The sequence below is a fragment of the Candidatus Symbiopectobacterium sp. 'North America' genome (assembly GCF_015762685.1).
Classification (GTDB): domain Bacteria; phylum Pseudomonadota; class Gammaproteobacteria; order Enterobacterales; family Enterobacteriaceae; genus Symbiopectobacterium.
In genome coordinates this window covers 1-21,986 of the sequence record NZ_PEHF01000031.1, presented here as the reverse complement: position 1 = coordinate 21,986, position 21,986 = coordinate 1, and the positions used below count along the sequence as shown (strand labels likewise).

The 21,986-nt window shown below is 52.2% G+C and carries 21 protein-coding genes and 8 pseudogenes; 16 read left to right on the top strand and 13 right to left on the bottom strand.

Features of this window, described 5'->3' with window-relative positions:
• Window positions 1–70: 70 nt before the first annotated feature.
• Window positions 71–995: pseudogene (locus CS369_RS24890) on the bottom strand (ABC transporter substrate-binding protein).
• Between the two features lie 463 nt (window positions 996–1,458).
• Here CS369_RS24890 and CS369_RS24885 point away from each other — a divergent pair.
• The 7 genes and pseudogenes from CS369_RS24885 to CS369_RS06990 all read left to right on the top strand — a co-directional run bounded on the left by CS369_RS24885 (window position 1,459) and on the right by CS369_RS06990 (window position 5,740).
• Window positions 1,459–1,956 carry a hypothetical protein gene (locus tag CS369_RS24885; protein ID WP_307833672.1) on the top strand — a complete coding sequence of 166 codons (498 nt, stop codon included), beginning with the start codon at window positions 1,459–1,461 and terminating at the stop codon, window positions 1,954–1,956.
• 65 nt (window positions 1,957–2,021) lie between these two features.
• The gene (locus CS369_RS24880; protein ID WP_307833671.1) at window positions 2,022–2,291 is read left to right on the top strand and encodes an energy transducer TonB; all 270 of its coding nucleotides are present in this window, start codon (window positions 2,022–2,024) and stop codon (window positions 2,289–2,291) included.
• Window positions 2,257–2,586 (top strand): hypothetical protein, encoded by a 330-nt coding sequence (locus CS369_RS23255; RefSeq protein ID WP_244664845.1) that lies wholly within the window; start codon window positions 2,257–2,259, stop codon window positions 2,584–2,586. Before CS369_RS24880 ends, CS369_RS23255 begins: the two co-directional genes overlap by 35 nt.
• A gap of 9 nt (window positions 2,587–2,595) precedes the next feature.
• Window positions 2,596–2,991, top strand: coding sequence for a MotA/TolQ/ExbB proton channel family protein (locus CS369_RS23250; protein ID WP_244664844.1), 396 nt, complete (start codon window positions 2,596–2,598; stop codon window positions 2,989–2,991).
• A 34-nt stretch (window positions 2,992–3,025) separates the two neighbouring features.
• Window positions 3,026–3,358 (top strand): annotated as a pseudogene (locus CS369_RS07000) (ExbD/TolR family protein).
• A 21-nt stretch (window positions 3,359–3,379) separates the two neighbouring features.
• Window positions 3,380–4,959 (top strand): annotated as a pseudogene (locus CS369_RS06995) (ABC transporter permease).
• Window positions 4,960–4,978: 19 nt separating this feature from the next.
• A pseudogene (locus CS369_RS06990) lies at window positions 4,979–5,740 on the top strand (ABC transporter ATP-binding protein).
• Between the two features lie 11 nt (window positions 5,741–5,751).
• Here CS369_RS06990 and CS369_RS06985 read toward each other — a convergent pair.
• The 6 genes from CS369_RS06985 to CS369_RS24520 form a co-directional block, all read right to left on the bottom strand.
• Window positions 5,752–6,522, bottom strand: a complete 771-nt coding sequence (locus tag CS369_RS06985) for a DeoR/GlpR family DNA-binding transcription regulator (protein ID WP_196906544.1) — start codon at window positions 6,520–6,522, stop codon at window positions 5,752–5,754.
• 37 nt (window positions 6,523–6,559) lie between these two features.
• Window positions 6,560–7,657: a hypothetical protein gene (locus tag CS369_RS06980; RefSeq protein ID WP_244664843.1), complete on the bottom strand. Its 1,098-nt coding sequence runs from the start codon at window positions 7,655–7,657 to the stop codon at window positions 6,560–6,562.
• A 10-nt stretch (window positions 7,658–7,667) separates the two neighbouring features.
• Entirely contained in the window at window positions 7,668–8,126 is a 459-nt protein-coding gene (locus tag CS369_RS23245) for a hypothetical protein (RefSeq protein ID WP_244664842.1), read from the bottom strand.
• Between the two features lie 67 nt (window positions 8,127–8,193).
• Window positions 8,194–9,192 carry an ABC transporter ATP-binding protein gene (locus CS369_RS06975; protein WP_196906543.1) on the bottom strand — a complete coding sequence of 333 codons (999 nt, stop codon included), beginning with the start codon at window positions 9,190–9,192 and terminating at the stop codon, window positions 8,194–8,196.
• A 107-nt stretch (window positions 9,193–9,299) separates the two neighbouring features.
• A complete protein-coding gene (locus CS369_RS24525) occupies window positions 9,300–9,722 on the bottom strand; it encodes a hypothetical protein (RefSeq protein WP_280514745.1) in 423 nt (140 codons plus the stop codon).
• A 37-nt stretch (window positions 9,723–9,759) separates the two neighbouring features.
• The gene (locus CS369_RS24520; protein WP_280514739.1) at window positions 9,760–10,317 is read right to left on the bottom strand and encodes an extracellular solute-binding protein; all 558 of its coding nucleotides are present in this window, start codon (window positions 10,315–10,317) and stop codon (window positions 9,760–9,762) included.
• Between the two features lie 382 nt (window positions 10,318–10,699).
• On the opposite strand from CS369_RS24520, the pseudogene CS369_RS06965 reads away from it, so the two are divergent.
• Window positions 10,700–12,037, top strand: a pseudogene (locus CS369_RS06965) (aspartate aminotransferase family protein).
• Window positions 12,038–12,088: 51 nt separating this feature from the next.
• Here the strand turns inward: CS369_RS06965 and CS369_RS06960 are convergent.
• Genes CS369_RS06960 through CS369_RS06950 form a run of 3 tightly spaced genes read right to left on the bottom strand, consistent with a single transcriptional unit; the run spans window position 12,089 to window position 13,510 of the window.
• A complete protein-coding gene (locus CS369_RS06960) occupies window positions 12,089–12,556 on the bottom strand; it encodes a hypothetical protein (RefSeq protein ID WP_196906542.1) in 468 nt (155 codons plus the stop codon).
• Between the two features lie 15 nt (window positions 12,557–12,571).
• Entirely contained in the window at window positions 12,572–13,147 is a 576-nt protein-coding gene (locus tag CS369_RS06955) for a surface-adhesin E family protein (protein ID WP_196906541.1), read from the bottom strand.
• Window positions 13,148–13,168: 21 nt separating this feature from the next.
• Window positions 13,169–13,510, bottom strand: coding sequence for a hypothetical protein (locus tag CS369_RS06950; RefSeq protein WP_196906540.1), 342 nt, complete (start codon window positions 13,508–13,510; stop codon window positions 13,169–13,171).
• 333 nt (window positions 13,511–13,843) lie between these two features.
• On the opposite strand from CS369_RS06950, the gene CS369_RS06945 reads away from it, so the two are divergent.
• The 8 genes and pseudogenes from CS369_RS06945 to CS369_RS06915 all read left to right on the top strand — a co-directional run bounded on the left by CS369_RS06945 (window position 13,844) and on the right by CS369_RS06915 (window position 20,090).
• On the top strand, window positions 13,844–14,320 hold the full coding sequence (locus tag CS369_RS06945) for a helix-turn-helix transcriptional regulator (protein WP_196906539.1): 477 nt from the start codon (window positions 13,844–13,846) through the stop codon (window positions 14,318–14,320).
• Between the two features lie 85 nt (window positions 14,321–14,405).
• Window positions 14,406–14,615: pseudogene (locus tag CS369_RS06940) on the top strand (helix-turn-helix domain-containing protein); the annotation flags it as partial.
• A 327-nt stretch (window positions 14,616–14,942) separates the two neighbouring features.
• Window positions 14,943–16,109, top strand: a complete 1,167-nt coding sequence (locus tag CS369_RS06935; RefSeq protein WP_196906537.1) for an iron-containing alcohol dehydrogenase — start codon at window positions 14,943–14,945, stop codon at window positions 16,107–16,109.
• Window positions 16,110–16,414: 305 nt separating this feature from the next.
• Window positions 16,415–17,622 (top strand): annotated as a pseudogene (locus CS369_RS06930) (MFS transporter).
• Between the two features lie 325 nt (window positions 17,623–17,947).
• Window positions 17,948–18,682: a molybdate ABC transporter substrate-binding protein gene (modA, locus tag CS369_RS06925; RefSeq protein ID WP_196906602.1), complete on the top strand. Its 735-nt coding sequence runs from the start codon at window positions 17,948–17,950 to the stop codon at window positions 18,680–18,682.
• Between the two features lie 27 nt (window positions 18,683–18,709).
• Window positions 18,710–19,027, top strand: coding sequence for a hypothetical protein (locus CS369_RS23240; protein WP_244664840.1), 318 nt, complete (start codon window positions 18,710–18,712; stop codon window positions 19,025–19,027).
• Window positions 19,028–19,045: 18 nt separating this feature from the next.
• On the top strand, window positions 19,046–19,495 hold the full coding sequence (locus CS369_RS23235; RefSeq protein WP_244664839.1) for an ABC transporter permease subunit: 450 nt from the start codon (window positions 19,046–19,048) through the stop codon (window positions 19,493–19,495).
• On the top strand, window positions 19,479–20,090 hold the full coding sequence (locus CS369_RS06915; RefSeq protein WP_196906536.1) for an ATP-binding cassette domain-containing protein: 612 nt from the start codon (window positions 19,479–19,481) through the stop codon (window positions 20,088–20,090). Before CS369_RS23235 ends, CS369_RS06915 begins: the two co-directional genes overlap by 17 nt.
• A 190-nt stretch (window positions 20,091–20,280) precedes the next feature.
• On the opposite strand, the gene CS369_RS06910 is transcribed toward CS369_RS06915, so the two are convergent.
• From CS369_RS06910 to CS369_RS06900, 3 genes and pseudogenes are all read right to left on the bottom strand, one after another.
• Complete coding sequence (locus CS369_RS06910) at window positions 20,281–20,559, bottom strand: type II toxin-antitoxin system Phd/YefM family antitoxin (RefSeq protein ID WP_244664838.1); 279 nt, start codon at window positions 20,557–20,559, stop codon at window positions 20,281–20,283.
• Between the two features lie 264 nt (window positions 20,560–20,823).
• Window positions 20,824–21,069 (bottom strand): hypothetical protein, encoded by a 246-nt coding sequence (locus tag CS369_RS06905; RefSeq protein ID WP_196906535.1) that lies wholly within the window; start codon window positions 21,067–21,069, stop codon window positions 20,824–20,826.
• A 92-nt stretch (window positions 21,070–21,161) separates the two neighbouring features.
• A pseudogene (locus CS369_RS06900) lies at window positions 21,162–21,741 on the bottom strand (tyrosine-type recombinase/integrase); the annotation flags it as partial.
• Window positions 21,742–21,986 lie beyond the last annotated feature (245 nt).

Below are 21,986 nucleotides of genomic sequence, written 5' to 3'. Positions count from 1 at the left end.
CAAAAGGGTGCCTATTGCCGTGAATGCCACGGCAATAAGGGCGTAATAGAAGAATGAGAAAGCGAAAGAATCAGGGCGTGGCTTGCAGGTGACTTTTATCCAGCCAGCTATCCACATCAAAAGGTTGGCGAATCAGGCGCGTTTCATAGGCCAGTTCCACCGCTTTTTTCAATTTCGCCACATAGGGGGCATCCAGCTCAGGAGACAGCCGCTCTGATAACGGGGGCAAGGTATCCCACTCCACGCGCAGAATATTTTCCGGATAGCCAGATTGGGTCGCCAGCAGGCGAATGAAAGCCTCTTTGTTTTTATCATCGCTGGCCCAAGCCGCCGCTTCTCGCTGCACCTTCACAAAGCGTTTGATGATATCCGGATTCGCATTGGCGAAAGCGCCATCCGCCAACACAAAACCACTCAGTTGCCCAGCCCCTTGCAAGTCTCGCGTTGAGAGCGGAATATCCGCCAGCCCTTTGTCGCGCAGAGAGAGCGTGTTGCTGCCGCCCCAGGTGGCATCAATTTGTCCGGCCGCCAACTCCGCACTGGCCGCGGCAAAATCCAGGTTAATGATTTTGATGTCAGCGGGTTTTACCCCCTGTGAATCCAGTGCGTTCACAAACGACAGCTCAGCGGCCGTGCCGCGAAACAGGCCGACACGTTTCCCTTTAAGATCGGCAAGTTGCGTGATGCCACCGCGATCACACGCGTATCCAGTCCGCGCGCGCGGCCTATGATACTGGCCAGATCCCCCAGATACGCCACATTAACCTGATGGTTACCAAAGGCTTCATTGATAATCGGGCCAGCGCCTTTGATAAAGGTCCAGCGCACCGTAATACCGTCTTTGGCAAATTCGTGCTCCAGCAATTGTTGACTATGAGTCACATCCAGTAATCCGCCGCCGCTGGGTTTGGTACCTGCGCCAATGCGTCACTTACTGCTGCCAGCCCAAATGCCAGCAGCCCTGCCAATACCCACGTTCTTCCTCGTTTTGTCATATTTATATATCCGCTGGTTGTAATTTCCCACATAACGTTTCTCGTCATGAAAAATTGCATCAAACGTTATGGTATTTTCCCTATCTGTCGCGGCGATAGCGTCGCTGTGAATAGAACAACGTGCTATCGCATCACATTATTTCCCTGTCAGATGTAAACGCTGACAAATAAACTGACTAATACAAAAAATGCATTTCTATGCTAACTAATCGGATAAATCAGTCGACACGGTGGCTTTCATCCGGTATGCAACGCGTGAAATAAAACTATGCCAAGAATGCATTAGCGATAACGTAATTATTTCCCTTACGCTGCATGGATAATGAATAGCCCCGAAAAAATAACGCACCTCGTAAATAAACGCATTAATGCATATCCATATGCAAATACATGCTTTGACATTAATAAGTGAGCGAGAAAAATCGGACTATAGATAAATTAACGCGGTCAGGAGTCATTATTCATGACGCAACTCGTGTATGCCGAAAATAACAGCGGCCTGTATTCTTATGACGTTGCTCAGGCGCCGTTGACATCGTCCTCTCTGGCAGGGTTCCGTTTGCAACAGTTAGCGATACTGCATAGCTCGAAGCCAGAGCGCGTATTGGCCGCAGTCCTCATTGTGACGCTACATGCGATCGTGCTGACCCTACTGGCACGTGCTGCTGATATGCTGGTTACGGTGCCCGCACAGCCACAACCCGTGAGCGTGGAACTGGTGGTGGCGACACCCAATGTAGATACACCGCCCAGCGTCTCAGAAACGGCTCTCCCTGAAGAAATCGTGTTACCTGAAGCGGTTGCGCCCGCACCGCCAGAAAAGAAAACGCCACCGCCCGTCAAAAAAGCGGTACCGGCCAAGCGTAAGCCCACACCGCAGCCCGCGCGGCAGGAGCCTGTCGCATCGGCCAATAACGCCCCAAGCGCCACAGCCGCACCTGTCGCCAGCGCGGCACAGTAAGCACCCTGACGCCACCGCAGGCTAACGCCGATTACCTGCGCAACCCTCCACCGCCTTACCCTGAAGTGGCGATCAGTCGTGGTCAGGAAGGCACGGTGTTGCTGAATGTTCAGGTACGCCCCGATGGCAAGGTACAAACGTTAACTATTCAAAAATCCAGCGGCTATCCGGCGCTGGATAACGCCGCCCGAGACACAGTGCTGCGCTGGTCCTTCGTTCCGGCACGACGTGGCAGCCAGGCTGTCAGCGGTTGGGTGGTGGTTCCCATCGATTTTTCGCTTAATTCATTAGGTAGTGGTTATGACTTTCGGACACGTAGAACTTCTTTCCCCTGAAGGGGGCGTTATTCTGCTGTTACTGCTGTTCTCCGTGCTGACCTGGACGCTCGGTGTATTAAAACTACTGCAATACCGCCGTTTACAGCGGCGCGCTCGGCAATTTCGTGCCCTTTTTTGGCAACAGGACGATCTGAGTCACTCGCTGAGCCACAGTCTTGCTGAGACTGGCGCGTTCGCTAACCCCGCCCAGGCAGCGCTGCAAGCGCCACAACCCGTAAACGGTAAACTCACATTCGGGCTTCATCTACCCGATCGCGTAGAACGCGCATTGCAACAGCAGATCCAACGCTAGCGCCGCACGTTGGAAACCGGACTTGCCGTGCTGGCCAGTATCGGTACCACATCGCCGTTTATCGGCCTGTTCGGCACAGCGTGGGGCATCATGGCAGCACTACAACAAATTGGGCTGTCTGGCTCAGCCAGTCTGGATACTGTTGCGGGCCCCATCGGTAATGCCCTGATTGCAACCGGTATTGGTATTGCCGTCGCCGTTCCTGCGGTATTGATTTACAACTACTTTTTGCGGCGATTAAAACTGGCGGTGGCAGACATGGATGATTTCGCCCACGATATTTTCAGCCTGTTGCAGGCGCACGACTTTCAGGTAACACCACCATCCGCCACGCCTTATAGCGTAAAAAAACATCAGGGAGGTGGTGTGATATGGCTTTCACCTCTCGTAACGATGACGACATGATGAGTGAAATGAACATACCCCTCTGGTAGACGTGATGCTGGTGCTCCTGGTGGTGTTTATCGTCACCGCACCGATGTTGACCAACGCGATTCCGGTGCAGTTACCAAAAACCGCGGCCGTCGCGCCTGCCGAGCGAACCGATCCCTTGGTGATCAGCATTGATGCCCAGCAGTAGCTGTTTATCAATAAAGATCCTTTCCCACGCGATCGGTTGGCCGCCCACTTGCAACAGACCAAAGCAAATAATGCCAATCTGGTGGTACAGGTGCAGGCAGACAAAGAGGCCAACTACGGCGAGGTTGCCGCGTTGTTGGCCGATGTGGAGCAGGCAGGAATTACGCGCCTCTCCCTGTTGACACAGAAATAACCCACGCGGAACGCCAGCATGATGATCCCTCAACAGGCTCCACGGACAGGGGCGGTTTCCCCCCTGCCGTACCGCTTTTCCGATACCAGTTACAGCGCCTGGCTGGTCCCGTTGCTGCTGCTCGCCGTGTGGTGGTTGGCCAGTCGTCATCAGTGGATGTCAGAACAGATCCTGCCCTCTCCGCTGACCGTTGCCAGTGGCGCATTAACCTTTATCCCCGAAGAGTTGCTACACCAGTTGCCCATCAGCCTGGCGCGCTTGTTTATTGGCCTCGGTGGCGGCATTCTGTGCGGTCTGCTGTTGGGCTGCCTGTTCGGTTTACACCGCCGCAGCCACTCGCTGTTTATGCCGCTGTTCACCGTAGTGGCGCAAATTCCTACGCTGGCCTGGATCCCGCTGTTGATGCAGCTGCTGGGTATCGGAGAAGTGCTAAAGCTGGCGGTATTGATCAAATCCATCACCGTTCCGGTAACGCTCTACACCTGTGCTGGCATTCAACAAACGCCGCAAAAGCTGTATGAGATGGCACGCAGTCTGCGTCTTCCTCCCACGCTATTTTTACGTCGTCTGATTATCCCGACGATGTTGCCTTACGTAATGACCGGCGTCCGGCTGGCCTTCTCACAGGGCTGGGTGTCGCTGATTGCCGTCGAACTGCTCGCTTCGAGTGAAGGGGTGGGTTACCTGCTGGTACAAAGCCGCCAGCTGTTTATGCTGGATTTTGTGTTTGTCTGCATTCTGATTATCGGCCTGTGCGGTTATTGGGGGAAACGGCTGCTGCTCAGGCTGGAGCAGCGCTGGATTCACTGGCCCGCGCCGGTGTTAGGGCGAGACAGCCTAAGCCCCAGCGTTGCCTTCACCTCGTTAACGCCCTGGTATGCGCCGCTAACGCTGTTGCTGTTGTGGAGCGTGGGCAGCCAGCTTGCCTGGTTTAACACCGCCTTTCTGCCAGCACCACAGCACGTGGTTGAGACGTTAGTGAATGGATTAACCCAGGGGGATTTACGCACCGATCTGCTTGCCAGCCTGACACGCGCGCTGCAAGGATTTCTGCTCGGTAGCCTGCTTGGCATCGGTGCTGGAACCCTGCTCGGCGGTTTGCCACTCACCGATCGGCTATTCAACCGGTGCTTTCCGCCGTGCGCAGCGTAGCGCTCTTCGCCTGGCTGCCGCTGATCACCGCCTGGTTCGGGCTGGATGACATCGCCAATGTGGTGTTCGTGTCTGTCGCGGCCTTCTTTCCTCTGCTACTTGCCACGCGTCAGGGGATTGCCCAATTACCGCCAACGCTGCGTGAAGCCGCCTATGTACTACGTCTTTCTCCGCACCACACCTTAAGCAAGTTGGTGCTGCCTTCGGTGATGCCACCGGTGTTCTCCGGCCTGCGGCTGGCGCTGATGCACGCCTGGACAGGCGCAATTGGTGCTGAATATTTCATTCCGTCTGGCGCGGGGTTGGGGGGCATGATGATTCGTGCTCAGCAATTGCTGGCATCCGATCGGATTATTGCTGGCGTGGTGCTGATCGCGCTGATCGCCGCACTGTTTTCCCGCCTGATCACCTTCGCTGAACGTCGCCTGACCGCCTGGCGCTTCCAGTAACCGACATAGAGGAAACGTCATGCCTTTGCAATTTCATCACATTACCAAGCAATTTACCGTACAACACCAGCCTATCACCGTGTTGCAGGATATCTCTCTGTCGTTGGCACCCGGCGAACTGGTCGCTATTATCGGCAGCAGTGGGTGTGGCAAATCGACATTATTGCGGCTGGCCGCCGGGCTGGAGCAGGCGCAGCAAGGTTCAATTACCATTGATGGGCAACTGCTGACAGGCATTCATCCTGACGTCAGTCTGGTGTTTCAAGAACCACGGCTGTTCCCGTGGTTGAGTGTGAAGGAAAATATTCGTCTGTGGATGATTAACTTGCCCCTTTCCGCCGCACAATCCGAACAGCAGATTGCGCACTACCTTGAAATGATGGGATTAGAAGACTTTGCCAATGCCTGGCCACATCAGTTGTCAGGCGGTATGGCGCAGCGCGTGGCCATCGCGCGGGGGTTAGCCTAACGCCCCAAAATTCTGTTGCTCCACGAGCCGTTTGGTGCGCTTGATGCCATGACAAAACAGCAGCTACAGCATCGGCTGGCAGAGATCCGCCGTCATACCACGCTGACCATTCTGCTGGTAACCCACGACGTGGAAGAGGCGGTCTTTCTGGCCGACAGAGTGGTCGTGATGTCGCCCCGACCGGGTCGCATCAGCACGCTTTTGCCGATTTCGCTGCCCTATCCGCGCGATCGCACCAGCCAGACGTTACTGGCTCACAGACAGGCATTGGGAGAAGCATTGCAACACGCGGAAGTCCCGGCAACGGTGTAAAACGTTGCCGATTACGCCACGATGGCGTGGGCACATTGCGCCTGAAGCAGTTCCCATTCAGGTTTAGCCGCCGAGCCTGCATCGGTAATAATGATATCGATTTCCTGCGGTGTGGCGTAAATTACCCGGCTGGTGACACCTATCTTGCTGTTATCCGCCAGAATAATACGCGTTTTGGCATTCTTGACCATGGCACGGGCAATGGCAGCTTCATGGTGCGCAAAGCTGCTGGCGCCCGAAGCACTGGTGATCCCCACCGGTGACAACAGCGCAACGTCAGCGCGATAGCGCTGGATCTCACTCACCGTCAAATCACCGCTGGTGGCCTGCATGGACGGCCCCATATGGCCGCCAAGTAGAATCACCTCATGGTGCATCGTCGATTCCGCCGTGGTCAGCTTCAGCGCGACGTTCAGGCTGTTGGTTACCACCGTCATGCCGGGCATCGACAACAGCTCATCCGCCAACAGCGCCGTGGTGCTACCCGAATCAATAAACAGCGTTTGCCCAGCGCTAAGCTGCTGCACCGCGGCGCGGGCAATATCCTGCTTCTCTTTTTCACGCACGGCGTTGCGCACCGACAGCGGCGGTTCAGGCTCCAGCGATGTCGCGACAATCCCGCCGTGGACGCGGCGTAACGCCCTCATAGACTCCAGCTTCAGAATGTCGCGCCGCACCGTCTCTCGCGAGACACCGAGATGCTGGATGATTTTTTCCGTACTGACACGATTCAATGTGGACAGCAGCGCGCGAATACGGTGTAAGCGAGTCTCTTCTAGCATGAATAGTGATTCTCTGGCGTAAAGGCGTAAACGGCGGTCATAGGCGTTTCCCTGTCAAGAGATGAAGCAGCAGCGCCATTATAGCGACAATCCCCATTATGCACGTAGAAAAAGCCGCTGCCTGCGAGGTGAAACCCGCTTCGTCCAGGCGCATCACGGTTACCGCACCGAGCGGTAGCGACGGCGTCACCAGAAAAATCACCGCCGAGAGCGTGACCATGGAACGCATAAACAGGAACATGGCGACAGAGATCAGGCTCAGTCGCATGGCAGGCAAATACACATCGCGCAGGATACGCACCACACCGCTGCCCAGCACGGTGGTGGCATCCTCCATGGCATTAGGTACATTGCGCATCCCCATCATCATCGTGGTATACCTTTGCGTGTGATAATGGTAGTAGTTACACAGCGCCACCAGAATCGCCGAGCCATATAACATCCCCCACGGCAGATCGGCGGTGTTGAACGTGAACACATACGACAGCCCGAGCACCAGCCCCGGTACACCCACGGGCAGCGCGCTGAGCAACGCGGCAAAATCCGCGCTTTTCCCCGGCTGGCGACGAATGCCAAACGTCAGCAAAAACAGCAGCAGCGTACCGATAACCGCCGCTAATGCCGAGATCCAGATGGATGTCCAGAGCGGTGCATACCCCCCGGCAAGATCGATGTTGTAATGCTTAAGCGTCAAATCCAAGCGATAAGGCCACAGGCGAATCATGCTGGCAATCACTACCGTGGCAATCACTGTTACAATCAACAGAGCGATGGTCATATTCACCAGATAAAACGGAATATCACGACGTTGCAACAGCTGAGGAACATGCGGGATGGCGGATGACGTGCCGATGGTTTTCTGGCGACGCGAAGCGGCACGCTCGATCCAGATGGATGCCGCCGCAGGCAGCAATAACAGAATCCCTAGCACGGCCCCCATGCCAAACTTCATCTGCCCGCTGACCTGACTGTAAATCTCCGTCGCCAACACCGAGAAATCACCGCCAATCACCACCGCATTACCAAAATCGGTGATGGTGATGGTAAACACCACAAAGGCCGAGCTCAAAATGCCGTAGCGCACACCCGGCAGGGTGATGTCCAGAAACTGCCGCCAGTCCGTAGCACCCAGCACGTTCGCCGCCTCATATCTGTCGGGTATCGCTTTGGCGCAGCGTGACGCGAATGATCAAGATCGCCTGCGGCAAGGCATACAGCACGTTGGCGATCAGCAGTCCCCAAAAACCGTAAATATTGAGCCGCACTCCGAGCAAGTTCCCCACAATGCCGTTACGACCGAGCAGAAAAATCAGCCCGAGACCAAGCACCAACGATGGCGCTAATACCGGCAGCGACGTGGCAAAGGAGATAAAGTGTTTGGCAGGCATAGCGGTGCATTTCAGCCCATACGCGACGACAAACCCCAGTGCCAGCGTCACCAGCGTGGTAACGACACCCAGCACCAGACTGTTCCACATCGCACGCCAGACGCCCGGCGCATTCATCAGCGCCAGATAGTTCGACACACCAAACGTGCCGCTGCGATCGTCGAGCAGGCTGTGCCACAGAATGCTGAGCATCAGTACACCAAAAAACGTCAGCAATGCAGCCAGCGGCAGAGACGGGATAGCCAGCGGTCAGCCGCCGTTTGCGGGGGAAGGAGTGAATAACTCATGCTTGCACCCAGGCGCAATCTTGCGCAGCAATGGAGAGCGTAACGCGATCGCCCGCCGACCAGTTGAGGGAACTACTGGTTTCCACCAGCAACGGATGTGATTTCCACAGCACTTCAACCCGCTGAATGCTGCCCAAAAAACTGGTGCTCACCACCTGCCCCTCGGCATCGGGCGCTTTCACCATGGCAATGCGCTCAGGGCGGATAAACAGCTCGGCATTCTCTGGCGCAGAGGACTGCAACAGTTCCGGCATCCACTGCTGGACCGTTGCCTTGGGCAACAGATTACTGTGCCCCATAAATTCAGCCACAAAGCGGGTGCGCGGTGCGGTATAAAGCTTGCGCGGCGTCCCTTCCTGCACGATCAGACCGCCCTGCATACAAACGATTTTATCGGCCATGCTCATGGCTTCTTCCTGATCGTGAATCACCATCAGCGTGAGAATGCCTAACCGTTGTTGGACTTCACGCAGTTCCTGGCGCAATCCCGCACGTACGCGCGCATCCAGTGCGGAAAGCGGCTCATCCAGTAACAACAACGACGGATTGACGGCTAACGCTCGCGCTATCGCCACACGCTGCTGCTGACCGGCGGAAAGCTGATTAGGATAACGATCGCCAAACCCGCTAAGGCGTACCGTCTCCAACAGGCTGTTGACGCGATCGCGAATCTCCGCCTCCGGCGTGTGACGAATTTTCAGCCCATAACCGATGTTTTGCGCAATGGTCATGTGCGGAAACAATGAGTAAGATTGGAACACAATGCCAAACCCGCGATAGCGGGCGGGCACGTTGATCAAATCGCGGCTATCCAGACTGATTTTTCCGCCATCGCTGCTAAGCAATCCGGCGATAATCCGCAGTAGCGTGGTTTTCCCACAGCCACTAGGCCCGAGTAAACAAACAAACTCCGCGTTCTCAATCGACAAGTTAATGCGATCGAGCGCTACGTGGCCGTCAAAACTTTTATAGAGATTCTGAATCACCAGCGCCATGTACTTACTATCCTCTTTAAACAACGTCTGGGACAAAGACGCCTTTATTACAACGGCCTCAACGCTGGCCTGACAGCCAGCGTTGGTACAGAAAAAACAGCCTGTTATCAGCGACCAATCGCCTTTTGCCAGGTTTCCAAAATGGCATCGCGCTCTTTGGCACTCTTAGCGAAATCAACCGGGAACAGCACGCTGGAGAGATCGGCAGGCAGGCCCGCCAGCTTGGCGGCTTTTGATTGCTCGACGCCGGGAATGGTGACGATTTCTTTGTATTTGGTGTACAGCGTCGCTGCGCTGTTGGATAAGGTCCAATCCAAGAAACGCTTAGCGTCGGCTTTATTTTTTGATGCTGCCATCAGACCGGAGGCTTCCAGCTCATAGCCTGCGCCATCGCTGGGAATGACCATTTTGACCGGATACCCTTCTTCTATAGATTGCATCGCGGCAAATGCCAACGACACGCCAATGGCATATTCACCGGTGCGCGCCGCTTTACACGGACGAGAGCCAGATTTGGTGTCTTGGGCAATATTGCCATCCAGCGACTTGAGAAATTCCCACCCTTTTTCATCCCCCTTTAGATTGCAGCAGCGCGGCGATTTGCAGATACCATGTACCCGATGAAACCGGGTTCGGCATCACCACTTCGCCTTTGTAAATCGAGTTGGTCAGATCTTGCCAGGTGGCAGGAACCGGCAGGTTTTTCGCTTTGAGCGCTTCAGTGTTCAGACAGAACGCCGCCATGTAACCGGTGTCCGCAAACCATTTGTTGTCCGGCGCGCGATAGGTTTCATCCAGCTTTTCACTGCCTTTGGCAGCATATGGCTCAAGCAGCGCGGAAATGCGCGGGTCCATCACGTTGGTCAGCGCCCATCCCCAGACTACGTCGTGCTGTGGATTCTTGGCTTCTGCCAAAATACGCGGACCGAGATCGCCAGTGGACAAACGCACCACATTCACGGTGACATCCGGCATGTCCTTCTTCGCCTGTGCAACGTAATCCTTTATTTCATCCTCTTCCAACGAGGTATACACCGTGATGGTGCCTGCATGTGCCGCTCCCACCAGGGTCGCAAAGGCGCATGCCGCCATCAGACTGGTACGGCGTAATGAAAAACGTTTCATAAATGTTTCCCTTAATGGTTGCGGAAGTCATAACTCGGTGGCATAGCCCTGAGAAAGTGAGCACTTTTGTGCGTTACTTTGCATCTGTGTAATTTTAAGCACTAATCATGCCAATCCGTGAAGAAGGGCATCTTTTATAGTCAAGCAGGCAAATAAAACAAGGCATTGCTCAATTATCGTGGTGTAAGAGGAAAGGAGTAATGCAAGATGCATGTGTAACGGATTGCACTTTTTTGGTGTTTTACACGCATCAAGAAAGTGTATTTAAATGTATTTGTGTATTTAGTTGCTTTTAAATCGCGTTAGTGCGTAAGCTATTCCCATCCTGTTTATGCACGGTATCTGACAGAAATACGGTGCTTAACTGAAATTTGGAGTCATCATGGCAACACGTTCAACTATCATGGATACCAATAGCTTTCGCGCAGAACACGCGGATGCGTTGGATGCCGAAACGCGCAAACTGACCGATAAACGCAGCCAACTGCTCGGCGAATCCTAACGTTTGTTTTATCGCAACCCCGTGCATCTGGTTCGCGGTGCAGGGCAATACCTGTGGGATGCCGCAGGCGATAAATATCTGGATGTCTATAACAACGTTGCCAGCATCGGACACTGCCACCCCGCTGTCATTGCCGCCGTAAATGAGCAGATAAGCCAGCTCAATACCCACACCCGCTATTTGCATGAACGCATTCTGGATTACACCGCCGATCTGCTGACGACCGTACCTGACGACATCAACAAAGCGATGTACATGTGCACCGGCTCTGAAGCCAACGACCTGGCGATCCGTATCGCCAAGGCGTACAGCGGCGGCACTGGCATCATCGTCAGCCAGGAGGCCTACCACGGCACCAGCGAACTAACCTCCGGCGCATCACCGGCACTGGGCTGCGGCCAACCGCTCGCCCCCACTAGGCGTCTGGTGCCGCCCCCCGATCGTTACCGCGTTGACGCACCCGATTTAGGCATCTGGTTTGCCAATGAGATCCAAAAACAGATCGACGATATGGCGGCGCATGGCATCAAATTCTCGGGTCTGCTGGTCGATTCGATCTTCTCTTCTGATGGCGTGCTGCCAGGGCCGGCAGGCTTTCTGAAACCGGCACTCGACGTGGTGCATGCCAATGGCGGCATTTTTATCGCCGACGAGGTACAACCGGGATTTGCGCGCACTGGCGACAGCTTCTGGGGATTCGCGCGCCACGGTATCGTGCCGGACGTAGTGACGCTGGGTAAACCAATGGGTAACGGGATTCCGGTGTCTGGTCTGCTGGCCAAAGCCGATGTATTGGCCGCCTTTAGCGATGAAATCCCCTATTTCAACACCTTTGGTGGCAACCCAGTTTCTATGGCGGCGGCACAGGCGGTGTTGCGTGTGATCCGCGAAGAGAAGTTGCAGGAGCACAGCCTGATTGTCGGTGAAAAACTGCGGCAAGAACTGGCACGCCTTGCCGATCGCCATGAATGCGTGGGCGATGTGCGCGGAGCCGGGCTGTTTATCGGTTTCGAGTTGGTGAGCGATCGCGCCGCCAAAACTCCTGACAAAGCGCTGGCGCTGGATGTTATCGAACGCCTGAGGGCAGAGCGGGTACTGACATCGGTGGCGGGTCCTTATGGCAACGTATTGAAATTGCGCCCACCCTTGGCGTTTCTGGCGCAGAATATCGACTGGCTGGTCGGGTCGTTGGACAAGGTACTGAGTGCCGTGCGTTAATGACGTTGGCGCACGTCCGTCGCTCAAGCGGGGAACGTGCGCCAAGACAGATCACCTCACCAGCGTCACATCGTCAAAGGCAAAGCGTTTTTTCTCACCGGCTTCGTGATAACCGATACGAATAAACACGCGCAGATCCTCAAGATAAGCATAATCACTGCTCATAGGGCGGCCATCACTGCGATCGTCAGTACAGGTAAATTCCAGATAGCGACCGGGAAAATGCGGGCTAATTGCAGCGGCGCTGCGCCATGCGCTATCTGCACGGCACTGCTGACCGGTCGATTTGTTATCGCTCTGGCTATTCTTCCAGCGATACTCGGTGCCCGCCGTCGGAGGCAGCACAAACGAGTTTTCCAGCGTATGGCTGATAACCGGTTTTTCTGCCAGCGAATCCCATTTTTTAACGTCCACAATATTAAACAGACGTACATGCTGTGAATAAAACACCACGCCACCCAACGTCATTTTATCCAACGTCAGTACGGTCCCGCCCGGCAGGCGGTCCATTTGCACCACAAAGGAAGCGAGATCCTAACCCGGCGATATTTGGGCATAGCTCAGACGCTTAAATGTCGGGCGATGGTGCGACGTCGCAACCGCTCGTTGCACCGTATCCGGCACGGCCTGTGGCAGTGGCGGGCGCAGGATCGGAGCCGGATCGTTTTGCGCAAAATCAGGTCGTAACGGCAAATCCTCCGCCATCGGCTTTTCACGCCATTCCAGCGTTCTGTTACCGCCAAGCTGACGGATATCGTTAACCGCGCAAAGCCTTTTTGCGAGCGCAGCTTCTTCAGCGGAAAGCGTGATGAATGCAGGGTTTTCTTCAGACTGGCTATCCGTTATTCGTCCCTGATTATCCAACGCCAACTGATTAAGGGTTTGGCCCTTATCCTGAGAGCAGTCAAAAACCTTATCCGTTATTTTCACTGAATAGGGCGCGAGGTATTTTTCATCTTGATGGATACGCACGTAGTCCGTTGCGAGACGGACCTGAAGCCGATCGCCCTCTCTCGTACTGTTAGTCACATCAATAAATGGCCGGTTACCCTGCGCATCGGCTTCAGCAAGCGCCACCCATTTGGGGATGGGAACGTTTTGTTGGCACACATTCAGTGCAGGATTGGTACTCTAGGGGCTGTTTGCCTCTGGCTCGAAAGGCATGCCGGGGACATAACGAGCCAGCGAACCCGCGCCATAGACCCGAACGCTTGGCCGGTTTGGTACGGGAGGGGTAATACTGGCAAACAGGTGTGTTTTTTGGCCGGTATCGCAATCGACATTAAGGTATAAATCCGTCGTCCCATTCCTCAGCGTGGAAATACGAAAAAGGGCGTTAATGGCATTGCCCACTCTCACCGTATTGCCGGACACCAAGGTCACATCCTTGATAACCACCGCAGGCAGTTGTGGCTGTGCAAACTCCGGTGCAGAAAGTACCCATCCCAGAGTCAATAGTGTTAGCGGCTTCATCGAGCAACCTGTTATTTCATCATTCCATTACCAGCCCGCCATCGGGCAAAACGCGCTACATCATGCAATTGATTATCAAAGGCTGGCAACGGACATGCTCTGATTTTTATTCACTTTGGGTGAGTAGAGCGTTGGCGTTGTCGCAAAAAAAATAATGAGCAATAAAACACCCACAAAATAGCAAAAACGAAGTTAAAGAGTAAAAAAGTTACACTGATTGAAAATTATGCAGATTAAACGTACTATTTTACTCATAGTTCCCGAACAGATCGTTACCCTGCCGTCTATCGGTTTCAACTATATAGAACAAAAGTTGGATAGATGGGGATTGCTATGAAAAATCAAAACAGTGATGTGATGCCAGCGAGCGAAACGATAAGGAAAATAAAAGAAAAAAACCGCACGATGCAAGAACCGATAGCAAGTTATACCGCTCAGCCGATCACACCGTCCCCTGGCGTGCAAAGTATAAAGCGGCAACGAGTTTCTAAAAAGGCCAAGCCGATTAGCACACCAGAAAGGCAATCTGCCATGAATGCAATTATCAGGCATCTGCTACTGGGTGAAATCACACAGGGCAAGGCGCTAAAAATGCTTCGGGCTGACGTATTAGGGCTAAAGCAAGATGCCTTTGCCACTCTGGTTTCAATATCACGTAAAACGCTGTCAGAAGTGGAAAATGACCGAGGCAACTACACCGCTGACGTCATCAACAGGCTATTCAAACCTTTTGGGCTTCAGGTAGGGCTTGTCCCCACTTCGCGCCATCGACTTGCCGCGCTTTTGGCGTCTGAGAAATCCAACGCATAAAAATGCAGACTGCACAGATAACGTTCTACTTTGGGTGGGTTATAATGATGAATCACAGAGATAGCAACAACAGGACAGTGCTGACATGCAGAACACCGGAGATACTACCCGGCTCTTTGGACAACGCATCAAAACGTTGCGCGTTCAGGCCGGGCTCACGCAGATGGCACTGGCCAGTAGATGTAATCTGGATCGTACTTACTTAAGCGGTATTGAACGAGGTGTCAGAAATCCAACCTTAGAAATCATCAGTATCATCGCCGCAGGACTCGGTACTTCTCTAGCTGCACTATTCGACTATTTATTCTCTCCCATCGTTTCCTGTTCCCCCTCAACTCCACGCTTCCCACTACAACCCTTATCTTTGGTCAGTTTTAAACATCTCGCAAATTAGTTGTGAAAACAATGTTACTTATTGTTAAAAAAATCGAACGTAATGTGATGTAAATCAAAGTTCATCACCGCTATTCCCTTTACACTGCCCACAGATGTTCATCCTCTGCTTTTGTTACTCATATCTAGTGTTGCTTAATGTTGGCGCTAAGTGGCTATTTTTTAACAAAATGACCAGAAACTCTGATGAACATACTGACAACCATCATTTATAAATAGGGGAAATTGTATGTCGACATATTATTTTCTACCCACACGAAATGTATTTGGTGAGGGCAGCGTTCAGGAAGCCGGCAGTCTTGCAAAAACGTTAAATGCTAAAAAGATCCTTATTGTCACGGATGCCTTCCTCGCTAAAAGCGGAATGGCGGATAAGGTTGCTGAAATTTATAAAAAGGCAGGTATTGGCGTTCATATATTTGGCGGTGCAGAGCCCAACCCGACGGATAAAAACGTTGCCGAAGGCATCAAGTCCTATCGGGAAAATGACTGCAACGCGATTGTTTCTCTCGGTGGCGGCTCGTCGCATGACTGTGCGAAAGGGATTGGCCTTATCGCCGCTAACGGTGGAAATATTCGCGACTTTGAAGGCGTCGATAAATCGATCAATGACATGATCCCGCTGATGACCATTAACACCACCGCGGGCACCGCGTCGGAAATTACCCGTTTTTGTATTATTACCGATACAGAACGCAAAGTTAAAATGGCGATTGTTGACTGGCGCGTTACGCCACAAATCTCCATTAACGATCCGGAGTTAATGGTTGGGATGCCGCCATCATTAACAGCGGCGACCGGGATGGATGCACTAACCCACGCCATTGAAGCTTATGTTTCTACCATGGCAAACCCGCTTACCGATGCTGCCGCCTTAAAAGCCATCAAAATGATCACCCAATATTTGCCGAAGGCCGTTGCCAATGGTGAGTATATGAAAGCCAGGGACAATATGGCTTACGCGCAATATCTGGCGGGGATTGCCTTCAACAACGCATCGCTGGGCTATGTGCATGCCATGGCGCATCAGCTCGGCGGTTTTTATAATCTGCCGCACGGCGTGTGTAATGCCATTTTGCTGCCGTATGTTGAATCCTTTAACCTCATCGGCAACCTCAACCGGTTCAGAGATATCGCCGAAGCCATGGGGGAAAAGGTGGATGGCCTGTCGACAGATGAAGCTGCATTGAAAACCATTAGCGCGATTCAACGCTTAGGCCAACAGGTGGGCATTCCGCGCGACCTCAAGAGCCTTGGCGTCAAACCGGAAGATTTCGCCATTATGGCTGAGAATGCGAAGAAAGATGTGTGCCAACTGACCAACCCGCGCAAAGCCACCAAAGAGCAGGTTATTGAGCTGTATCGTCAGGCTTATGAAGGCGAAGCGATTTTGTAATCAATAATATCGCCAAGAGAGAGTTATCCTACGCGGCAGGGACAGTGAGTCCGAAATAACGCGCAGGTAGCTCTCTCCACACCTTTCACCCGATTCCCCTCTCAGTATTTTCCTCGATAATAACTAACAGGCATTGCCATCAGTCTGCCACTTTTCGCAAAAGTGTTTTTTATTTTTCTACGTTTATCTCTCCGCTTAATCGAGGCAGAATGCCTAGTTCAAATCGCAAGCGCTGATGGATGCCTGTATTTCCGGGGCGATTCAATGCTGGTGGCGTTCAAATCGCAACGATTAGGAAGAAAATCATGCCGACAAGCCGTACCTCTTCACCCTCCCATTCCACCTTGCCATTGCTCTCGCTCGCTGTTGGCGCATTTGGTATTGGCACCACCGAATTCGGCCCAATGGGCATGCTCCCGACCATCGCACAGGGCATGGACGTATCCATCCTCACCGCAGGGATGCTGATTTCTGCTTATGCCATCGGTGTGATGGTGGGCGCGCCGGTGATGACTCTGCTGTTCGCCCGCTGGCCGCGACGCAGAGCGCTGATTGCTCTGATGGCAATTTTTACCCTTGGCAATCTGGCCTCCGCCATGGCCGCCAATTACACCAGCCTGGTGATTGCCCGTATCATCACCAGCTTAAACCACGGGGCATTCTTTGGTATTGATTCGATTGTGGCGGCAAGCCTCGTGCCACGTGAAAAACAGGCCAGTGCCGTTGCCGCCATGTTTATGGGGCTAACCATCGCCAATATCGGCGGCGTTCCGGTGGCAACCTGGTTTGGACAAGTGGTCGGGTGGCGTGAATCTTTTCTGGGTATTGCGTTGCTGGGCGTGGCGGCAATGCTGTCACTGGGTGCCTTCCTGCCCAAAGGCGGCCATGGAGAAAGGCCCAATGTACGAGCCGAACTGCGCGTACTGACGCAGCCCGTGGTGTTAGTGATTCTGGCAACCACCGTTATGGGTGCTGGTGCCATGTTTACGCTCTATACCTACATTGCCCCTTCGCTCGAATCGATTACGCAGGTTTCTCCCAGCTATGTGACTGGCATGCTGGTGCTGATTGGCATTGGCTTCACCCTCGGGGCCAAGTTAGGCGGCAAGCTGGCAGACCGTTCAGTCAAAGGCTTGCTGATGGTTTTCTTAAGCCTGATCGCCATCAGCAGGTGGCATTCCCTTGGCTGGCAACCACCAAGGCAGATGCAGCCATCGGCTTAATCGTCTGGGGCACCGCAGCTTTTGCTGTGGTCCCGCCATTGCAAACCTGGGTAATGCGTGAAGCGGCAGGTGCTCCTGGGCTGGCCTCATCGGTCAATATCGGTGCGTTTAACCTCGGCAATGCGCTGGGTGCCGCGTTAGGCAGTGCCCTGCTGAACATCTGCGGAAGCTATGGTGCAGTCTCCATTTCCGGTGCAGTACTGGCGCTACTCGCCCTGCTGCTGGTGCTGACGCAGTTGCGACGCAAACAAACGGATATCGCGCGGGAAACGACGGCAGAGGCAGGTTGAGTTCACCGGGTTAAAGAGAGCCGCCGCGGGGATACAGACACGCGTCATCAGCATAAAACTCAAGTCATGTTTGCTGCCGCTCCTTTGCCCGTAGACGATACAGCCGGACGGTACCGCACGCTCACGTCCTTTCGACGTGGACATGCCAGATTCAACATGACCAAGATCATCCTTTTGCCACTTTTGCTTTATCGCAATTCCTATTATTTTGCTTGTCGTTATGTAATGTAATATATAGAGATCTAACTGTTCGTTCGGCTATCCCTTTCCAAGAATGTTAACGATAAGAGAATTCCCCATGCCTAAACGCTTAATAAAATCCCTTATGGTGCTTCCTTTACTCATGGCCAGTTACACGGCCTGTGCGGTCGAATTACATCTGTATGCCGATGCCGGAGCTGGATTGAGACAGCCAGTAGAATCCGTAGTGGCATTGTTTGAAAAAAACACTGCCCATAAGGTGGTTATTGAATACGGCGGCTCAGGGCAAATTCTCACGAGTTTTAATCTAACCAAGACGGGTGATGTTTTCCTGCCGGGTTCTGAAGACTACGTTGAAAAATTACAGCAAAACGGGCAGGTGTCGTCTTCTTACCCTATTGTGTATCACACGCCCGTGATGGTGGTAAGGAAGGCGACTGGCGGAGAAGTGAAAACGTTGACCGATCTTGCCAAAAGTCATTTAAAAATCGGCATGGGTGACTCTAAAGCGATTGCGCTGGGAAAAAGTGGAGAACAATTGCTGGTCGCCAGTGGTTATGAGAAAGAACTGAAAGAGAAGGTGGTTGTACAGGCAACAACGATTAAGCAATTACTGATTTATTTACTCAACGGTGATGTGGATGCTGCGGTTATTGGGCTTTCTGATGCGATGAAGAATCAGGATACGCTAACCGTGTTACCTTCCCCGGCAGGAACACCGGAAGAGGTGGCCACTATCGCCGTATTAAAAACCAGTACCCATCCAGATGCAGCCAAACAGCTTGCTGAATTCTTCGCGTCACCGCAGGGCATCAAGATGTTTACCGATCAAGGCTATCTGCCAATTAAGAAGAATTAATTTAATCTGAGGCGAATAGATAACTGAATGGCTAAGCTGGCATTAATACCGCTGGTGCTTCTGCTTTTTTTGATTGGCGGATCGCTGCTTGCACTTTTCTCCCAGCTTAGCCTTAGCCAATTTATTCAATTATTATCAGATGATGAAATTCAGTTTGCGCTGTTGCTCTCGATTACTACCGCATTAATCTCTTTATTGCTATCGAGCGCAATAAGCCTTCCTGCCGCCTGGGCAATGTCTCGCCTCTCATTTCCAGGAAAGAATATAATAAACATCCTACTGGACCTACCCATGGTAATGCCGCGATTGGTCGTGCGGATTGGATTATTACTCCTTTTGGGATAGGAAGGGTATGTTGGGCAGATGGTTCCAACACTCTCTAAATGGTTATTCTCTCCCTTGGGTATCATCATTGCGCAAACCTACGTTGCCTGTTCAATACAAACGCGCAATGCCTACAGTGCGTTTATCTCTATTTCACCGCCTTATATACACACGGCTTATAATTTAGGTTTAACACCGCTAAAAACGTTTTTCCTGGTAGAAATCCCCCTCGTCTGGCGCTCATTACTGAGTGGCTGTGTTTTGGCGATGTCACGGGCGCTGGGTGAATTCGGTGCCACGCTGATGTTAGCTGGCGCGACCAGAATGAAAACGGAAACCTTACCCATTGCTGTTTTCCTGAATATTGCCAGCGGTGATTTTTCTTTGGCTGTTGGTTGTGCCCTGTTGCTGATTATTTTTTCGATTTTTCTCTTAGTGATACTGCATTTGTTGCAACAACGAGGAAGGCTGAATGTTAAAGGTGAATGATCTTTCCTGCGGCATTCTGGAAAATATCAGTTTTTCAGTGGAACACGGTAGCTGCACCGCTATTTGTGGCCCTTCTGGCAGTGGGAAAACAACGTTGTTAAACGCCATCGTAGGGAACATTGATTATCGGGGCTCTATATCAATAGCCAATCAATGTATCGATAAACGACCTATCTGGCAGCGTCCTTGCCGTTATTTGAATCAGCACTTGTATTTGTTTCCTTATTTATCGGTTGATAATAATCTGCGCCTTGCTCAGTACGCAGCTAAAAAACCACAGGCCAGTGAAAAACGTCACGACTTGCTAAAATTACTTGAAATAGAACATTTGGCTAAACGTTACCCTACACAAATTTCGGGTGGGGAGCAGCAGAGAGCGGCTTTGGCGCGGGCATTGATCAGTGAGCCTCAGGTTCTGTTACTCGACGAGCCATTCTCTAGTCTCGATTGGCCAGTGAGGTTACGGCTATGGCAGGCAATGAAGGAAATACAGCATCTCTTTTCGGTAACGCTATTGTTAGTGTCGCATGAACCTCGAGAAGTCGAGGCGTTAGCTCAACAGCAGTTGAGCCTTGCTAAAGAGCGTCTTTTATAGGCTTTCTACTCTTCACTCAGCGATACGACGAGAGTACAAGGCAGGATCCTTATGATGCAGAAGCCACTCCGTTTCCCTATACCCATTAACGGATCGATTTCAATACTGTGAAGCAGTTGCCGAATACGTTCGAGCTTTTTTGTCAGTATCACACCAGTAATTAAGGTCATCAGCGCCGTTCTGGATGAACTTAATATTCCACTTCGACAAATTCACCACGCTCCGCTTGTTTCATGGAGTCATTGATATGGACGATATTTGCAAGGTTGCTGAACAAGTAGAGCGTCTCCATCAGCGCTTCATACTCTTCGGTATCAACTATAACAATATCAGGGGTACCACGACGAATAATGCGGACAGTTTCAGCATTATCAGTGACACGTTTCATAATTTCGGCAAAATGTTTACGGGCATTTGTATAATTAATTGCATGCATATAGTCTACTCCCTTCTGTTGACTGACAGCCATATCACTTGTACCTGATTAAGTACACTTTTCCCCTCGTTAATGTTAAACAGAGAACATGTTTCAACACCAACAGTTGATGACTGGATTTGGCTCGATTCAATTTTTATCTTTTTTTGATGGGTTAAGTGATTATAAAACGCTGTGTTGCTCTTTATTTTACGTAAAAAACCGGCCTGTGCCGGTTTCGTTTACGGGATTATCCGTCAAGCTGATCGGTTTCTGATAGCAACGCGACAACCAGACGCATACAAGTGCTGACGCGGGTTACGTGGCAACATGTTGGCGTTCCCCAAATTCAGGCCGCTGCCTTTCTCCTGTACCAACCACACCGCTATCGGTTTCTGGTCCTTCCGGGTTTTGCAGCGTAATAGCGAGCAACTCCAGCCGTTCAGCCAGTACAAATGTCAGCACCTCTTTCGCGACAGGATCATCCAGCTCAATCACGGCATGGGTCAGAGCGTGGCACTGGTCGGTGATTTCATCAAGGGTCAGCGGCGTGGCATCAAACATGGCGTATCCCCTCAGCAAAAGACAACATAGCGTCACGTGCCAATAAGCAGCAGGCGCTGATTGCACTTGAGGCGATAATGGCATAATGGAGACTAGCTGTTTTTTGCAAATTCATATGCAGTTATATAACCATGAACGTTGCAGTCTAAATAGTCAGCCCACCACTGAACCATCAACCGCCTTTCATCTAAATGCTCAGAGGTGTGGATGTAAGCAGTTCGAACAGTATTACGCTCAGAGTGGCTTAGTTGACGCCCTATTGCATCATCGCTCCATAGACCAGACTCGCCAAGCGCACCACGCGCCATCGTCCTGAAACCGTGGCCGCACACCTCGGTTTTAGTATCGTAACCCATCGCCCGCAGCGCATTATTCACGGTGTTTTCGCTCATCACCTTTTCAGGATCGTGATCGCCGGGGAACAAGCAATTATTATTTCCACTCAGTGTTTTTAGCCGTTCGAGCAGCGCCAACGACTGGCGACTCAGCGGAACGATATGCTCTTCCCTCATCTTCATGCTCCGGTAGGAGTATTTCCCCCTTTCAGCTCCTCACGCTGCGCCGGAATACGCCAGAAAACGTTGTCGAAGTCAAACTCATACCATGTACAAAACGTGGCTCACTGGAGCATACAATCGTTAGTAGAGTGAGTTCTACCGCGATCCAGGTCACCCGTCGGACATGATAACTAACAGATACCCTTCCATCATCCCGATATGGGTATAAAAGCAATATCGAACCAACAGGCAGACTCGGTTCTATCCTCACAAGCAGATTGATGTGGATGGAATCAGGTTGACCTCCGTTGACAGAAAATGCGAGTGAAGACTTATGTGGCGCGGATTTCAGACATAAAAAATCTATGGTCACCCCCGTTTTTGCAACACTGATTTTCGATTGATGTTGGGCTTGCTTAA

Excerpts from the sequence above, each read along its gene's own strand:
- CS369_RS24885 (WP_307833672.1), top strand. The coding sequence starts at position 1,459 with ATGACGCAACTCGTGTATGCCGAAAATAACAGCGGCCTGTATTCTTAT.
- CS369_RS23255 (WP_244664845.1), top strand. The coding sequence starts at position 2,257 with ATGACTTTCGGACACGTAGAACTTCTTTCCCCTGAAGGGGGCGTTATT.
- CS369_RS06985 (WP_196906544.1), bottom strand. The coding sequence starts at position 6,522 with ATGCTAGAAGAGACTCGCTTACACCGTATTCGCGCGCTGCTGTCCACA.
- CS369_RS06975 (WP_196906543.1), bottom strand. The coding sequence starts at position 9,192 with ATGGCGCTGGTGATTCAGAATCTCTATAAAAGTTTTGACGGCCACGTA.
- CS369_RS24520 (WP_280514739.1), bottom strand. The coding sequence starts at position 10,317 with ATGAAACGTTTTTCATTACGCCGTACCAGTCTGATGGCGGCATGCGCC.
- CS369_RS06950 (WP_196906540.1), bottom strand. The coding sequence starts at position 13,510 with ATGAAGCCGCTAACACTATTGACTCTGGGATGGGTACTTTCTGCACCG.
- CS369_RS06945 (WP_196906539.1), top strand. The coding sequence starts at position 13,844 with ATGAAAAATCAAAACAGTGATGTGATGCCAGCGAGCGAAACGATAAGG.
- CS369_RS06935 (WP_196906537.1), top strand. The coding sequence starts at position 14,943 with ATGTCGACATATTATTTTCTACCCACACGAAATGTATTTGGTGAGGGC.
- modA (WP_196906602.1), top strand. The coding sequence starts at position 17,948 with ATGGTGCTTCCTTTACTCATGGCCAGTTACACGGCCTGTGCGGTCGAA.
- CS369_RS23240 (WP_244664840.1), top strand. The coding sequence starts at position 18,710 with ATGGCTAAGCTGGCATTAATACCGCTGGTGCTTCTGCTTTTTTTGATT.
- CS369_RS23235 (WP_244664839.1), top strand. The coding sequence starts at position 19,046 with ATGGTTCCAACACTCTCTAAATGGTTATTCTCTCCCTTGGGTATCATC.
- CS369_RS06915 (WP_196906536.1), top strand. The coding sequence starts at position 19,479 with ATGTTAAAGGTGAATGATCTTTCCTGCGGCATTCTGGAAAATATCAGT.
- CS369_RS06910 (WP_244664838.1), bottom strand. The coding sequence starts at position 20,559 with ATGGCTGTCAGTCAACAGAAGGGAGTAGACTATATGCATGCAATTAAT.
- CS369_RS06905 (WP_196906535.1), bottom strand. The coding sequence starts at position 21,069 with ATGTTTGATGCCACGCCGCTGACCCTTGATGAAATCACCGACCAGTGC.